A 14,161-nucleotide genomic window follows, 5' to 3' on the forward strand; every position below is an offset into this window, starting at 1 on the left:
GCGGGCAAGGAAGGAATAAATCGCCCCATGTCATGGACCGACGAACGCATCGCTTTGCTCCGCACCAGCTGGGAATCGGGGATGACCGCGAGCCAGATCGCCGAGGCGCTCGGCGAGGGCGTCACCCGCAACGCCGTCATCGGCAAGGCGCACCGCCTCGGGCTGGAAGCGCGCCCGTCGCCGGTCAAGGCCGGTGAGATCGTCGAGGACCTCGTCGACGGTGTCGTCGCGGCAGTCGAGGGCGTGATGAGCGCCGCCGGTGACGCGATCGCCGCGGTCGTCGCCCCGCGCGCCGCGCCGAAGCGCCCCGCGCGTCCGGTCGCCCCGGCCAAGCCGGCGAAGACGACCCTGCTCGACCTGAGCGAGAAGGTCTGCAAGTGGCCGATCGGCCACCCGGGCGAAACCGACTTCCACTTCTGCGGCAAGCCCTCGCAGGCAAGTTTCCCGTATTGCACCGAACATTGCGCGATCGCGTACCAGGCGCAGCTGCCGCGCCGCGACCGCTCGCGCCCGCCCCCTCCGGTTATGCCGGGGATGGGTCCAAGACGGTAAGGCGTAGCGTAACGCTGGTATGACCCTGCGGAGAGTGTGATGGATATCGATAAAGCCGTTGCTCACCTCGACAAAAGCGCCGGCCTCGCATCGAAAGGGAAGTGTGCGGCTTACGTTCGTCGCGCAATAGTGGCCGGCGGCCTGTCGATAGATCCTCATCCGCTATACGCGAAGGACTACGGACCATATCTCTTGAAAGCGGGCCTGACGGCGGTTGCTGCGAGTGGCTATAAAGCAGCCAAGGGTGATGTCGTCGTCATACAGTCTTACTCGACGACGGATCCTGCGGGACACATCGCTATGTACGACGGGACCCAATGGGTCTCGGATTTCAAGCAACACGATATTTGGGCCGGCCCGGGATATCGAATTCATCGTCCCGCGCTGCAGGTCTACCGCCAATGATCCGTGCGCTACTAGCCGCCACGATGTTGCTCGCAGCTCCCGTCCTTGCGGCGGAAGCAACGCCGACAACCTTCGTCACGGCGCTCTATCACGCCTACGACAAGCCGGATGCCGACCCTCTGGGCCGGGGCGCGGGGAAGGTTTTCTCGCCGTCGCTCCTTGCATTGGTCCGGGCCGCAAGAGCCCCCAACGGCGAGGTCGGTAAGCTCGACTTCGACCCCATCTGTGCCTGTCAGGATGCTGACGGGCTGAGATTATTATCGGTCACCACCAAACACGTGTTCGGTAAAAATGCTAATGTGGTCAGCAAGTTTCGTATCAGTGCGACTGAGCGAGTCGTCGATTTGACCTTGATCAAGACAACAGCCGGGTGGCGTGTCGACGATGTCAGTTCAGCCGGGGTCGGGAGCTTGCGCCGCCTTCTCGCGGACAGCGAGCGTAAGCGCTAGCGGACGCCGGCTGAGACCGAGCTTTAGGCGCAGGGCCAGTGGAGACTTGGTCGCCAACGCCCCACGCGTCACCCCGGAGTAGGCCGGGGCCCACCTATCCGCGCAACGCGAGTTTCGGTGCTTGCACGCACATGGCCCCGGCCTGCGCCGGGGTGACGAGGGAGGGAGCGTTGCGCCCCCCCCCCTCAGCTACCTGATCCGCCGCCCCTCAGATCCGCTCCTTCACATACCGCCCCGGCGCATCCTCGATCACCTTGAGCGCCCCATCCCCCGGCACCCGCGCAGCGACCTGCGCCCCCGACTTCGGCGTCAGCCACGCCAGCCAATCAGGCCACCAGCTGCCCTTCGTCTCGACCGCGCCTTCGACGAACTCCGCGAGCGTCGGCGGCAACATGTCGTTGGTCCAATACTGGTATTTCTTGAGCGACGGCGGGTTGACCACCCCGGCGATGTGGCCCGATCCGGCGAGGATGAAGCGCTTCGGGCCGGCGAAGACCTGCGTCATCTTGTAGACCGACTTCGCCGGGGCGATGTGGTCGTCGCGGCCCGACTGGATGTAGCTCGGCGTCGTGACCGTCGACAGGTCGATCGGGACGCCTGCGACCTTGATCCCGCCGGGTTTGACCAGCAGGTTATCGCGGTACATGTCCTTGAGATAGCTCAGGTGCCAGCACGCGGGGACGTTGGTCGCGTCGCTGTTCCAGTAGAGCAGGTCGAACGGGAAATAGTCCTTCCCGAGCAGGTAGTTGTTGACGACATAGCCCCAGATCAGGTCGTTCGAGCGGAGCATGTTGAACGTCGTCGCCATCGCCCGGCCATCGGTATAGCCGGTCGCGGCGCTGTTCTTCTCGACTGTCGCCAGCGACGCCTCGTCGACGAAGATGCTGAGGTCGCCCGCGTCGGCGAAGTCGATCTGCGCGGTGAAGAAGGTCGCGCTCGCCACCTTCGCCGCCTCGCCCTTCGCCTCGAGCAGCGCCAGCGTCGCCGCGAGCACCGTCCCCGCGACGCAATAGCCGATGACGTTGACGCTCTCCGCGCCCGTTGCGTCGAGCACGCGGGCGATCGCGGTCAACTGTCCCTCGGCGACGTACGAATCGAGCGTGACGTCGGCGGTGGTCGCGTCGGCATTCTTCCACGACACGACGAACACCGTCAGCCCCTGCTCGACCGACCAGCGGATGAAGCTTTTCTCGGGGGTCAGGTCGAGGATGTAGAACTTGTTGATCCACGGCGGGAAGACCACCAGCGGCGTCGCGAACACCGTCGCGGTCGTCGGGGCGTACTGGATCAGCTGGAACAACCGGTTCTCGAATACGACCTTGCCCGGGGTCGCGGCAACGTCGCGCCCGACCGCGAACGCCGTCTCGTCGGTCATCCGCATCCGCCCGCGCTGCATGTCGTCGAGCATATGCTCCAACCCCTTGAGCAAATTGTCGCCGCCGCTCGCCTCGGTCGCGGCGAGCACCTCGGGGTTGGTCAGCGGGAAGTTCGCCGGGCTCATCGCGTCGACGATCTGGCGGGTGTGGAACAGCGCCTTTGCCTTGGCGTGCGGGTCGAGCCCGTCGAGGTCGCCGGTGGCATTCATCACGAAGTCCGACGCGAGCAGGTACGACTGGCGGATGAAATCGAACACCGGCTGCTCGTGCCACGCCGGGGCGGCGAAGCGCTTGTCGGCCACCTTGGCGACCGGGCTGTCCGCAGGCGTACCGGTGAGGAACGCGGTCCACAGCGCCATGCTGTCGGTCATGAACTTCACCTGCGCCGTCATCAGCTTCGCCGGATCGGCGGCAGCGGCGGTCGCCATCGCGGTCCATGTCGCCGCCAGCCCGAGCGGGTCCTCGGCGGCGAGCGGCTTGCCCGCCTGCGCCGCGACGAATGCCTGCATCATCGCCTGGCCGCGTGTCAGGGCGTCAGTCCACCGGGCGAGGTGGCGGGGGTCGGTCTGGTCGATCGTCATGGTCACTCCCCAGATTGCGCGTCGCGGGCTGTCTGCCAAGCCGCTTTGCGCGCTCGATTCACGAGTATATAGCAACGCTTGCTCCGCGACACTGACGCCGGGAGCTGAGGGAGCAATGTTTATGATCAAGACGATACTCGCTTTCGGTGCCTTGACGCTGGCGGTTGCGGCTCCCGCAGCAGCACAGATGGCGGCAGGCGCGCTGCCCAAGTGTTCGGCGACGGTTCGCGACTCGTGCGACCAGGGTGCCAACAATCCCAAGGCGATGTCGGCCGAGCAGGCGATGAAGTCGGGCGGCGTCGGTGACCGTGCCGACGACGGTTCGGCCAAGTCGATGCCGATGGCTCACAAGCCGATGATGCACCACAAGAAGCATCACATGATGAAGAAGACGACGACCACGACGACGACGAGCGACGCACCCGCGAGCGACGCCACGCCCAAGTAACCCCTCATCCCCGGCCCGGTTACGGCCGGGCCGGGAGACGACCATGACCGACGAGTTCTACCGCATCCGCCGCCTGCCGCCGTACGTCTTCGCCGAAGTCAACGCGATGAAGGCAGCGGCGCGAGCGCGGGGCGAGGACATCGTCGACCTCGGCATGGGCAACCCCGACTCACCGCCGCCCGCGCATGTCATCGCCAAGCTCGCCGAGGTTGCGGCCAAGCCCGACGCGCATGGTTACTCGGCGTCGAAGGGCATCCCCGGACTGCGCAAGGCACAAGCGGCCTATTACGCGCGCCGCTTCGGCGTCGAGGTCGACCCCGAGACCGAGGTCGTCGTCACACTCGGCTCGAAGGAGGGACTGGCGAACCTCGCGCAGGCGATCACCGCGCCGGGCGACGTCATCCTCGCGCCGAACCCGTCGTACCCGATCCACATGTTCGGCTTCATCATCGCCGGCTGCACGATCCGCAGTATTCCGGCGTCACCCGGCCCTGATTTCTTCGTCAAGCTCGAGCATGCCATGGCCTACACCGTGCCCAAGCCGACGGTGCTGGTGATGGGCTATCCGTCGAACCCGACCGCCGAGACGGTCGACCTCGCCTTCTACGAACAGGTCGTCGCGTTTGCGAAGGCGCACAACATCTGGGTGATCAGCGACCTCGCTTACGCCGAAATCTACTTCGATGGGCCGCCGACGCCGTCGATCCTCCAGGTGCCGGGGGGGAAGGACGTTGCGGTCGAGTTCACCTCGATGTCGAAGACCTATTCGATGGCGGGGTGGCGGATCGGCTTTGCGGTCGGCAACAAGACGCTGATCGCGGCGCTGACGCGGGTCAAGTCGTACCTCGATTACGGGGCGTTCACGCCGATCCAGGCGGCGGCGGTCGCGGCGCTCAACGGTCCGCAGGACTGTATCGCCGAGCATCGCGAGCTGTATCGCCGCCGCCGCGACGTGCTGATCGAAAGCTTCGGGCGCGCCGGGTGGGACATCCCGGTGCCGCGCGCGAGCATGTTCGCCTGGACCCCGATCCCGCCCGCGCTGCGCCATCTCGGCAGCCTCGAATTCACCAAGCAGCTCCTGACGCACGCGCAGGTCGCGGTCGCCCCCGGCACCGGCTTCGGCGAGGAGGGCGAAGGCTTCGTTCGCATCGCGCTGGTCGAGAACGAGCACCGCATCCGCCAGGCGGCGCGCGGGGTGAAGCGGTATCTCCAGTCGATGGGTGTCAACACGGCGGCGAAAGCCGGCTGAGCCGGCGACGGGTGCGGAGAGAAGGTGTTGTCTGGGCAATTTCGGGGATTAATCGCGGCAGCGCTGCTGCTCGCGGTGCAGGGGCGTGCGACGGCGGCGATCGAGCACTTTCCGGGCGATGGCGCCGGAGCCTATGCGACCGGACGCGCCCGCGACCTGTTCGTCGAGCAACTCGGCAAGCGGCCGGGCGAAAGCCGCGCCAAGATCGACCGTGTGTTCGCGCAACTGTTCCACGGCGACGGGCAGGAGCAGCGGCTCTATTTCGAGACCGGGGCGAACGCGAACGGGCCGCTCGCCTACATCACCGACTGGGCGAACAACGACGCGCGTACCGAGGGGATGAGCTACGGCATGATGATCGCCGTCCAGCTCGACCATAAGCGCGAGTTTGATGCGCTGTGGAACTGGTCGAAGACGTACATGCAGATCACCGACCCGGCGAACCCGTCGGTCGGCTATTTCGCATGGTCGATGGGGACCGACGGCTCGCCGCGCTCGACCGGGGCCGCCCCCGACGGCGAGGAATATTACGCGATGGCGCTGTATTTCGCCGCCAATCGCTGGGGCAATGGCACCGGCATCTACGACTATCGCGCCGAGGCCGACCGCATTCTGCGCGGGATGCGCCACCATCCGCTGCTGACCGCGACCCCGCCGTTCCGCATCCACCCCGACGATCCGCCGTTCGTCGAGCCCGCCCAGCCGTGGCCGAGCCCGAACAATCGGCGCGAGGCGGCCGAAGCGGCGGCGGCGGGCACGCCGCTAACGGTACGGGTGGCGCGCCCGCCACGCCCGGTGACGGTCGGGCCGATGGTCGACGAGGCGAGCGCGATGGTCCGCTTCGTCGCCGAGACCAACGTCGGCGGCACCGACGCGTCGTACCACCTGCCTGCATTCTATGAACTGTGGGCGCGCTGGGGTCCGGTCGAGGACCGCGCCTTCTGGGCGCGTGCGGCCGACGTCAGCCGCGATCTGTTCGTCCGCGTGACGGGCCCGCGCACCGGCCTCGCCCCCGACCGCAGCGCGTTCGACGGCGGCTCGATCGACAATTGGGACGGCAAGCCCGCGCAGTTCGGCTACGATAGCTGGCGGACGGTGAGCAACTGGTCGGTCGACTACGGCTGGTGGCACAAGGACCCGCGCGAGCCGGTGCTCAGCGACCGCATCCAGGGATTCCTCGACGGGCAGGGGATCGACCGTTTCGCCGACCGCTACACGCTCGACGGGACGCCGCTGTCGACTCGCCACTCGCCCGGAATGGTCGCTGCGACCGCCGTCGGCAGCCTCGCCGCGACCCCGGGGCCGGTGTCGCACAAGTTCCTCGAGCAATTATGGACGATGCCAATCCCGTCGGGCGAGCAACGCTATTTCGACGGGATCGTCTATCTGATGAGCCTGATGCACGCGGGCGGTGAGTTCCGCATCATCGCGCCCGCCGGGACCAGGCCCTAGTCGACCTTCGCGCTGTCGCCGCCGGTGACCTCGAAGTTCGCCCCCGTCGCCATCGCCGCCGCGTCCGACGCGAGGAATACCGCCATCGGCGAGATGTCGTCGGGCTGGAGCCAGCCGACCTTCAATGGCACCGTCGGCGCGCGAATGTCCCACGCCTCTTGCGGCGACGGATGGTCGGGAGCCTTGCGCCCGGTCTCACCGATCGTCTCGCTCAGCCTTTTGTCGTAGCGCGTCAGCGCGGTGTCGACGAGGCCGGGCAGGATCGCGTTGACGGTGATCCCGTACTCGCCAAGCTCGAGCGCCGCCGACTTCATCAGCCCGATGATGCCCCACTTCGATGCTGAATAGCTCGCCGCATCCTTGGTCCCGTGCTTGCCCTGCAGCGAAGACAGCACGATGATCCGGCCCTTGCGGCGGGGGATCATCTTCGGCGCGAAGGCACGGATCGTGTTGGCGGTACCGTTGAGGTTGTTGTCGATGACGTCGCGCCAGTCGGCGTCCTGCATCTCCATCAGCGGCACCCAGCGCTGGATTGCGGCGTTGGCGACGACGATGTCGATCTTGCCGTGGTCACGCTCGACCTTGTCGGCGATGCGGCGAAGCGCGGCGATGTCGCGGATATCAGCACGGATGCCTTCGCCGCGCCGGCCATAGGCCTTGATCATCCGCACCGTCTCGTCGAGTTCGGCCGGGGTTGCGGGGACCGCGTTCGACGCGCTCGATACCGGACCGGCGATGTCGACCGCGATAACGTCGGCCCCGTTGGCGGCGAACTCGACCGCGATCGCGCGCCCGATGCCGCGCGCCGCGCCGGTGACGACCGCGACCTTGCCCGCCAGCGCCGAACCACGTCCCGGCTTGACCGGACCCGCGCTCTGTTCGGCGGACGGCTCGGGGACCGGCTGGCCGTTGAGGACGTGCGGGTCGGTATCGGTCCGCTGCGCGGCGGCGCTGGTGGCAGCGGCCACGCCGACGGCGGCGGCGCCGAGCATCAGGTTGCGGCGGACGGGGTCGTGGTCGGTCATCGCAGCGTCTCCAAAGGCGGAGCGAAAACCCGTGCAAAGTCGGCGAGTTGCGTCACAAGGACGTAATCGCGCCGGTGCGACAATCTAGCGGGTGCAGGCGGGCAGAAGCCAAAGACGCCGTGCCCCGAACGTCCCCGAAACTACGCCGAGAGTGTCGGAATTTCTTACATCCCATAATTGCACCATCTGGTCCGCGCAGTAATCGCAAGACCTTATAAGTCGTTTCGCCAGTGGCACGATCTCTGCATAGCCTTTTCCGCGATGTCGCTGCGCAAGGCAGCGACGACATCCGTATCGTGGCGCGATGCGGAATCCGGATGCCAGGGGGGATTTCGATGACGATCAAAACTGCGATGGTCTGCGCGGCGCTGTCTTTCGCGACCGCTGCCGCGGCGGTGCCGACCATCTATACCGACGAGGCCGCGTTCGACGCCGCGCTCGGGAGGACGGCGACCTACGTCTTCGGGTTCGCCGGTAACGAATTTAGCGGAACGACCTATGCGCTCGGTCCGGTGACCTTCGCATCGGACGAGTTGCAGAGCTACCACGACGCCTATGGCGCGCCCTCGGAAACCGTGCCGTATCCTGCCAGCTATGGCGTGTTGCTGACGATCTCATCGAACACAAAGGCGCTCGGCCTTCACCTCGGGTCATTTTTCGGGGTCCAGGCCACTGAATATACGGTCAACGGGGTTGGCAGCACGCTCGTTATCGCCGCACCAGCCTCGACGACCTTCATCGGTTTTATCGATTCGAGTCCGATCACCGCGACCTTCACCAACGTCAACGAACTCGACACGATCAGCTTCTCGACCGAAGCTGTCCCCGAGCCGGCGAGCTGGGCGTTGTTCGTTGCCGGTTTCGGTCTGGTCGGGATCGTTGCGCGACGCCGTCGCCTGGTCGCGCTTTCCGCCTGAACGGGCAAAAGCGGCGGTTGCGCGGGTCGCCCTTTCGTCTCGCTGTCGCGTGATTTTGCTGTCCTACAGGGCGGGACGCGGGGTAGCGTCGCCCGATGAACGAGATACGCCATCTGGATGATCGCAACGGACCCGCAGGGATCGGCGACGGGTGTGTTTTTCGCACGCCGAAAGCGTCAACTCTGTCAACTTATCCGCCCATAGTATCGCCGGGGGCGTCGCGATGACTTCGCCGCTGCACATCGGCCTTGCGGGTCTCGGCACCGTCGGGGCGGGGGTGGTCAAGCTGCTCGATGCCAACGCCGGGCTGATCGAGCGGCGCGCCAACCGGCCGATCATCGTCACTGCGGTCTCGGCGCGTGACCGCAGCCGTGAGCGCGGGGTCGATCTCGCGCGCTTCGCGTGGGTAGACGACGCCACTGAACTTGCGGAGCGCGACGACGTCGACGTCGTCGTCGAGTTGATCGGCGGCAGCGACGGCCCGGCATTGGTGCTCGCGCGCGAAACGCTCAAAGCGGGCAAAGCGTTCGTCACCGCGAACAAGGCGATGCTCGCGCACCACGGCCTCGATCTGGCGCAGCTTGCGGAAAATACCGGCGCGGCGCTCAAGTACGAGGCGGCGGTCGCGGGCGGTATCCCGGTCATCAAGGGCCTGCGCGAGGGGGCTGCGGCGAACCGGATCGAGCGCGTCTACGGCATCCTCAACGGCACCTGCAATTACATCCTCAGCCGGATGGAGGCGGAGAAACTGTCGTTCGCCGCGGTCCTCGCCGACGCGCAGCGGCTCGGTTTCGCCGAGGCCGACCCGTCGTTCGACATCGACGGGATCGACGCCGCGCACAAATTATCGATCCTCGCGGCGATCGCCTTCGGCGCACGGATCGACTTCGCGCACGTCGCGGTCGAGGGCATCCGCCATGTCGCCGCGGTCGACATCGACCACGCCGCGACGCTCGGCTTCCGCATCAAGCTCGTCGGCCTCGCGACCGAAGTCGACGGCGAGCTGTTCCAGCGCGTCCACCCGTGCCTCGTCCCGCTCGCCCACCCGCTCGCGCACGTCGACGGGTCGCTCAATGCCGTCGTCGCCGAAGGCGATTTCGTCGGGCGGCTGTTCTTCTCCGGGCGCGGCGCAGGGGAGGGGCCGACCGCGAGCGCGGTCGTCGCCGACCTGATCGACGTCGCGCGCGGCGAGGTCGGCCCGGCGTTCGCGATGCCGACCGCACGCCTCGCGGCGCTCGCCCCCGCCGACACAGCCGCACACGTCGGACGCTTCTACCTGCGCGTGATGGTCGCCGACCGGCCGGGCGTCCTCGCCGAACTGACCGCAGCGTTGCGCGATGCGGGTGTGTCGATCGAAAGCCTGATTCAGCGTGGACCATCCGGCGGCGAAGTCCACGTTGTCATGGTCACCCACGCGGTCCGGCAATCGGCAATAGCGGCAGCGCTCGACCGGATGGCGACGTCGAACAGCGTCACCGCGCCGCCGATGATGATGCACATCCTTGATTTCTAGCAAGTCAGGTATGCGAATAAACACGTGCTTTAGTGTGAACTTATTTTGAACTTAGCGGTGGATTGGCCTCCCGCTTTCCACCGCAGGCCGATTGGGCTACCCACCCGGCGCACGACCTTCAGGAGCCTCCATGCCCACGGTTAACAGCAGTTCGGTTCTCGACCGCGTCCTCGTCCTCGAAATGGTCCGGGTGACCGAGAAGGCGGCGATCGCCTGCCTGCCGCAGATCGGGCGCGGCGACGAGCACGCCGCCGACGCCGCCGCGGTCGAGGCGATGCGCGACGGGTTGAACGAACTCGCCTTCGACGGCACGATCGTCATCGGCGAGGGCGAGCGCGACGAAGCCCCGATGCTGTTCATCGGCGAGAAGGTCGGCCGTTCGCAGGGCCATGGCCCCAAGATCGACATCGCGCTCGACCCGCTCGAAGGCACGACGATCTGCGCCAAGAACGGCCCGAACTCGCTCGCGGTGCTCGCCATCGCCGAGGAAGGCGGGCTGCTCAACGCCCCCGACGTCTACATGGACAAGATCGCGATCGGCCCGGGCTACGCCGACGGCACGATCGACCTCGCCCGGTCGGTGACGGCGAACATCGAATCGCTTGCGGCGGCAAAGGGCGTCGCGCCCGCCGACATCACCGCGTGCGTCCTCGACCGTCCGCGCCACGAGGCGCTGATCAAGGAACTTCGCGCGATCGGCTGCGGCATCATGCTGATCGGCGACGGCGACGTTGCCGGGGTGATCGCGACGACCAACCCCGACACCGGCATCGACATCTACGTCGGCAGCGGCGGCGCGCCCGAAGGCGTCCTCGCCGCGGCGGCTCTGCGCTGCGTCGGCGGCCAGTTCCAGGGGCGGCTGGTCTTCCGCAACGACGACGAGAAGGCGCGCGCCCGCAAGTGGGGCATCGCCGACCTCGACCGGATCTACAAGCTCGAGGACCTCGCCAAGGGCGACGTGATCTTCGCCGCGACGGGGGTCACCGACGGCTCGCTGCTGGCGGGGGTCAAGACGCTGCGTGATGGGACGGTGACGACCGAGAGCGTGGTGATGCGCGCCTCGTCGGGGACGGTGCGGTGGGTGAAAACCGAGCATCGCGGCGGCTGAGCGGGGTTGGGGCGGGCGGTTACTGTGTGAAGCGTAACCGTTTCACGTCTGCTCCGGTCGAACCGTCATCACGCACTCTGCCGTCGTCACGCACTCCGACGTCATCACGCACTCCACGTCATCCTGCACTCCACGTCGTCCCGCACTCCGACGTCATCCCCGCGAAGGCGGGGACCCATCACCACGACATTTGGGGTGATGGGTCCCCGCCTTCGCGGGGATGACGGACTATTCTGCTGATGAAGGTAGCGTTCGACGATCGGGGTAATTCCCGCTGTCCTACAGGCGGATCAAAGGCATACTGTCCGCGCTTCGAGTCGAGCCACGCTGGTCCGACACCGCGCTCTTTCTCATTGTTGGCCGCCGATGTTTCAACGCGCTCGCCCAACCTTCCTGCTCCCCTCCCCTTCAGGGGAGGGGTCGGGGGTGGGGTAGTTGCCAAAAGCTCCTCAGACTCGGGCTTTCGCAACCCCGGGCCGGCGTACGCGATCCGTCTCTCCCCTAGAGGCGAGGGGAAGCAGCAAAACGATGTCCAAAACCGTGAACTTCGTGTGACCTTTGGCCGTTGACCTTCAGTCCGGTTGGCGCGGACCCGGCAGCGCCGGACCCCGGGCGACGAACTCACGCCACAGCATCACCAGCACCGCCATCACCGCCGGCCCGACGAAAAGCCCAAGCATTCCAAGGCTTTCGACTCCGCCGAGGATCCCGACCAGCACCCACAGGAAGGGCAGGCGGGTGGTGTTGCCGATCAAGGCCGGGCGCAGCGTGTGATCGACGATCAGGACGAACACGAGCCCCACCGCGGTGACAATGATCGCCGCGACGGTGCTGCCGATCGCCATCGTCAGCAGCCCGGCAATGATGATGACGACCGCCGCGCCCATCGGGATTGCCGCCGCGACCCCGGTCAGCGCCCCGAGCAGGAGGGGGTGCGGGACCCCTGCGACGAGATACGCCACTCCCATCACCACGCCCTCGCCGATGCCGACGAGCACAAGCCCGTTGATCGTGCCGCGGACCGAGCGGAGGATCTGCTCGGCGACGCGCTCGCCCGACGCGCCGAACAGCCGGTGCCCGGCGGTGATCGCCTGCACCGCGACGGTGACGCGGTCGCGGAGGAGGAAGAACAGGGTCAGTAGCGCGAAGGCGAACGACGTCGTCCGCCGCAGGACGTCGACCCCGAACAGTCGCGAATGCCGCATGGCGACGGCGTTGACCTTGTCGAGCGTCCCCGCCGCAGCGTCGGGAGTCGACAACGTCGCCTGCCACCAGTCGGCTACCGCCTGCGCGCCGAACGGCAGCCGCGCGACCCACGCGGGCTGCGGGATGCCGTCGTGCCGCGCCTTCGCCAGCCAGTCGGCGACCTGATGCGCCTCGTGGGTCGCCTGGATCACGCCGAGCGTCAGCGGCGCGAGGACGAGCACCGCGATCGCCAGCGTCACCAGCGCGGGCAGCCACGTCCGCCGCCCGCCGGGCCAGCGCGCCTCGGCCCGGGCATAAAGCGGCGCGATGGCAATCGCGATGATCCCGCCCCACAGGATCGCGCGCAGAAAGCCCGACGCGATCCACAGCCCGAAGCCAAGGAACGCCAAGGTCATGACGATCCGCGCGACACGGTGCCGCTGGTCGGCAGCAGGTTCTTCGGGCTGGTCGATGATCATCGATTCGTCGTTCATCGGCCAAGTCTACACGCCCGCAGGGGATTGCGAAATCGGGCGGCGCACGTCACGCTGCGGGTTATGAAAGTCATCCTCCGCGCCACCGCCGCCCTCGCCCTGACTGCCGCCGCAGTCCCCCTCGGCGCCGCGCCGCTGGCCTCCGATCCGGCAGCGATGCGGTCGACGATCACGACGCTCGTCGGCTTCGGCACCCGGCACACGCTGTCGACGACGACCGACCCGGTGCGCGGCATCGGCGCGGCGCGGCGCTGGGCGCGCGGGCGCCTCGATGCGATCGGCAAGGATTGCGGCGGCTGCCTCGCGGTCGAGACCGTCGGCGACACCTTCACCGGCGCGCGGGCCCCTGCCGGGGTCAGGGTCGAGGACGTCTTCGCGGTGCAGAAGGGGACGAGCGACCCCGGCCGCGTCGTCATTGTTCAGGGGCATATCGACAGCCGGATCAGCGACAGCGCCAACGCCACCGGCGACGCCCCGGGCGCGAACGACGACGCCAGCGGGGTCGCGGTCGTCGTCGAGGCGGCGCGGCTCCTCAGCAAGGAGAAGTTCGCGGCAACGATCGTCTATGCCGTGCTGTCGGGCGAGGAGCAGGGCCTATGGGGCGGGCAGTTGCTCGCCCGGACCGCGAAGGCGCGCGGCTGGAAAGTCGCCGGGGTCCTCAACAACGACATCGTCGGCAACACCCACGGCATCGGCGGCGAGCATGTCGATGACACCGTCCGCGTCTTCAGCGAGGGGCTGAGCGCCGCTGCCGACCTCGACGCTGCCAAGGCGATGCGGGCGATCGGGGCCGAGGACGACTCGCCGTCGCGCTCGCTGGCCAAGGCGATTGCCCGGGTCGCCGCCGCGCACCCCGGCAGCCTCAGGGTCTTCGCCGTCCGCCGGTCCGACCGCTTTGGGCGTGGCGGCGACCAGCTGCCGTTCATGGAGGCGGGCTACCCCGCGGTCCGCATCACCGAGGCGACCGAGAATTATGACCGCCAGCATCAGGACATCCGGGTCGAGAACGGCCGCAAGTACGGCGATGTGATCGACGGGGTCGACTTCCCCTACCTCGCCAAGGTCGCGGCGCTCAATGTCGCCACCCTACGCGAGCTCGCCACTGCGCCCGCCGCTCCGGCAACCGCGACGATCGCGGGTGCGGTCAGCGACGACACGACGGTCAACTGGGCAGCGTCCCCCGGGGCAAGCGGCTACCGCATCCGCTGGCGCCGCGCCGACGGCTTTGCCTGGACCGAGGCGAAGGATGTCCCGGCCGCCACAACCAGCCTCGTCCTCCCGCACGTCAACATCGACGACCATTTCTTCGGGGTCGCGGCGCTGTCGGCAAGTGGGGCCGAGAGCCTCGTTACCTTCGCCGGGCCGGTCCCGCGCCCTGCTCCCGGCAGCGCCAGATAGACCATCATC

Annotated in this window: 13 protein-coding genes; 10 read left to right on the forward strand and 3 right to left on the reverse strand. The window is 67.4% G+C overall.

From position 1 onward, the window contains the following. Window positions 1-27 precede the first annotated feature (27 nt). From KZX46_RS13640 to KZX46_RS13650, 3 genes are read left to right on the forward strand one after another with little or no spacing between them, the layout of a single operon-like run. Window positions 28-552 carry a GcrA family cell cycle regulator gene (locus tag KZX46_RS13640; RefSeq protein WP_219774448.1) on the forward strand — a complete coding sequence of 175 codons (525 nt, stop codon included), beginning with the start codon at window positions 28-30 and terminating at the stop codon, window positions 550-552. Window positions 553-591: 39 nt separating this feature from the next. After that, window positions 592-957 carry a hypothetical protein gene (locus tag KZX46_RS13645; protein WP_219774449.1) on the forward strand — a complete coding sequence of 122 codons (366 nt, stop codon included), beginning with the start codon at window positions 592-594 and terminating at the stop codon, window positions 955-957. Next, window positions 954-1,406: a DUF3828 domain-containing protein gene (locus tag KZX46_RS13650; RefSeq protein ID WP_219774450.1), complete on the forward strand. Its 453-nt coding sequence runs from the start codon at window positions 954-956 to the stop codon at window positions 1,404-1,406. The genes KZX46_RS13645 and KZX46_RS13650 overlap by 4 nt, the downstream gene beginning before the upstream one ends. A 208-nt stretch (window positions 1,407-1,614) precedes the next feature. Here the strand turns inward: KZX46_RS13650 and KZX46_RS13655 are convergent, their stop codons facing one another. Further along, window positions 1,615-3,363: an alpha/beta hydrolase gene (locus KZX46_RS13655; RefSeq protein WP_219774451.1), complete on the reverse strand. Its 1,749-nt coding sequence runs from the start codon at window positions 3,361-3,363 to the stop codon at window positions 1,615-1,617. Between the two features lie 121 nt (window positions 3,364-3,484). Here KZX46_RS13655 and KZX46_RS13660 point away from each other — a divergent pair, with 121 nt between their 5' ends. The 3 genes from KZX46_RS13660 to KZX46_RS13670 are packed head-to-tail and all read left to right on the forward strand — an operon-like array spanning window position 3,485 to window position 6,512. Further along, window positions 3,485-3,811, forward strand: coding sequence for a hypothetical protein (locus tag KZX46_RS13660; protein ID WP_216710949.1), 327 nt, complete (start codon window positions 3,485-3,487; stop codon window positions 3,809-3,811). A 43-nt stretch (window positions 3,812-3,854) separates the two neighbouring features. Next, on the forward strand, window positions 3,855-5,060 hold the full coding sequence (locus tag KZX46_RS13665; RefSeq protein WP_219774452.1) for an LL-diaminopimelate aminotransferase: 1,206 nt from the start codon (window positions 3,855-3,857) through the stop codon (window positions 5,058-5,060). Window positions 5,061-5,087: 27 nt separating this feature from the next. Beyond that, window positions 5,088-6,512, forward strand: a complete 1,425-nt coding sequence (locus KZX46_RS13670) for a glycosyl hydrolase family 8 (protein ID WP_219774453.1) — start codon at window positions 5,088-5,090, stop codon at window positions 6,510-6,512. Here the strand turns inward: KZX46_RS13670 and KZX46_RS13675 are convergent. Further along, window positions 6,509-7,537, reverse strand: a complete 1,029-nt coding sequence (locus KZX46_RS13675) for an SDR family NAD(P)-dependent oxidoreductase (RefSeq protein ID WP_219774454.1) — start codon at window positions 7,535-7,537, stop codon at window positions 6,509-6,511. The two genes, KZX46_RS13670 and KZX46_RS13675, sit on opposite strands and share 4 nt — an antisense overlap. Before the next feature lie 335 nt (window positions 7,538-7,872). On the opposite strand from KZX46_RS13675, the gene KZX46_RS13680 reads away from it, so the two are divergent. The 3 genes from KZX46_RS13680 to glpX all read left to right on the forward strand — a co-directional run bounded on the left by KZX46_RS13680 (window position 7,873) and on the right by glpX (window position 11,075). Beyond that, a complete protein-coding gene (locus KZX46_RS13680) occupies window positions 7,873-8,454 on the forward strand; it encodes a PEPxxWA-CTERM sorting domain-containing protein (RefSeq protein ID WP_226895957.1) in 582 nt (193 codons plus the stop codon). Window positions 8,455-8,677: 223 nt separating this feature from the next. After that, window positions 8,678-9,967, forward strand: coding sequence for a homoserine dehydrogenase (locus tag KZX46_RS13685; protein ID WP_219774455.1), 1,290 nt, complete (start codon window positions 8,678-8,680; stop codon window positions 9,965-9,967). A gap of 130 nt (window positions 9,968-10,097) precedes the next feature. Continuing rightward, window positions 10,098-11,075: a class II fructose-bisphosphatase gene (gene glpX, locus KZX46_RS13690; RefSeq protein WP_219774456.1), complete on the forward strand. Its 978-nt coding sequence runs from the start codon at window positions 10,098-10,100 to the stop codon at window positions 11,073-11,075. A 572-nt stretch (window positions 11,076-11,647) separates the two neighbouring features. On the opposite strand, the gene KZX46_RS13695 is transcribed toward glpX, so the two are convergent. Continuing rightward, a complete protein-coding gene (locus tag KZX46_RS13695) occupies window positions 11,648-12,754 on the reverse strand; it encodes an AI-2E family transporter (protein WP_226895958.1) in 1,107 nt (368 codons plus the stop codon). A 63-nt stretch (window positions 12,755-12,817) separates the two neighbouring features. Between KZX46_RS13695 and KZX46_RS13700 the strand changes: the two genes are divergently transcribed. Continuing rightward, a complete protein-coding gene (locus KZX46_RS13700) occupies window positions 12,818-14,152 on the forward strand; it encodes a M28 family peptidase (protein WP_219774457.1) in 1,335 nt (444 codons plus the stop codon). The last annotated feature ends 9 nt before the right edge of the window (window positions 14,153-14,161 follow it).

The organism is Polymorphobacter sp. PAMC 29334 (genome assembly GCF_019431245.1).
GTDB lineage: Bacteria > Pseudomonadota > Alphaproteobacteria > Sphingomonadales > Sphingomonadaceae > Polymorphobacter_B > Polymorphobacter_B megasporae.

What these genes read in the sequence shown, in the direction of transcription:
- KZX46_RS13655 (WP_219774451.1), bottom strand. Translation starts at nt 3,363, where the DNA reads ATGACGATCGACCAGACCGACCCCCGCCACCTCGCCCGGTGGACTGAC.
- glpX (WP_219774456.1), top strand. Translation starts at nt 10,098, where the DNA reads ATGCCCACGGTTAACAGCAGTTCGGTTCTCGACCGCGTCCTCGTCCTC.
- KZX46_RS13650 (WP_219774450.1), top strand. Translation starts at nt 954, where the DNA reads ATGATCCGTGCGCTACTAGCCGCCACGATGTTGCTCGCAGCTCCCGTC.
- KZX46_RS13640 (WP_219774448.1), top strand. Translation starts at nt 28, where the DNA reads ATGTCATGGACCGACGAACGCATCGCTTTGCTCCGCACCAGCTGGGAA.
- KZX46_RS13665 (WP_219774452.1), top strand. Translation starts at nt 3,855, where the DNA reads ATGACCGACGAGTTCTACCGCATCCGCCGCCTGCCGCCGTACGTCTTC.
- KZX46_RS13685 (WP_219774455.1), top strand. Translation starts at nt 8,678, where the DNA reads ATGACTTCGCCGCTGCACATCGGCCTTGCGGGTCTCGGCACCGTCGGG.
- KZX46_RS13695 (WP_226895958.1), bottom strand. Translation starts at nt 12,754, where the DNA reads ATGAACGACGAATCGATGATCATCGACCAGCCCGAAGAACCTGCTGCC.
- KZX46_RS13675 (WP_219774454.1), bottom strand. Translation starts at nt 7,537, where the DNA reads ATGACCGACCACGACCCCGTCCGCCGCAACCTGATGCTCGGCGCCGCC.
- KZX46_RS13660 (WP_216710949.1), top strand. Translation starts at nt 3,485, where the DNA reads ATGATCAAGACGATACTCGCTTTCGGTGCCTTGACGCTGGCGGTTGCG.
- KZX46_RS13700 (WP_219774457.1), top strand. Translation starts at nt 12,818, where the DNA reads ATGAAAGTCATCCTCCGCGCCACCGCCGCCCTCGCCCTGACTGCCGCC.
- KZX46_RS13645 (WP_219774449.1), top strand. Translation starts at nt 592, where the DNA reads ATGGATATCGATAAAGCCGTTGCTCACCTCGACAAAAGCGCCGGCCTC.
- KZX46_RS13680 (WP_226895957.1), top strand. Translation starts at nt 7,873, where the DNA reads ATGACGATCAAAACTGCGATGGTCTGCGCGGCGCTGTCTTTCGCGACC.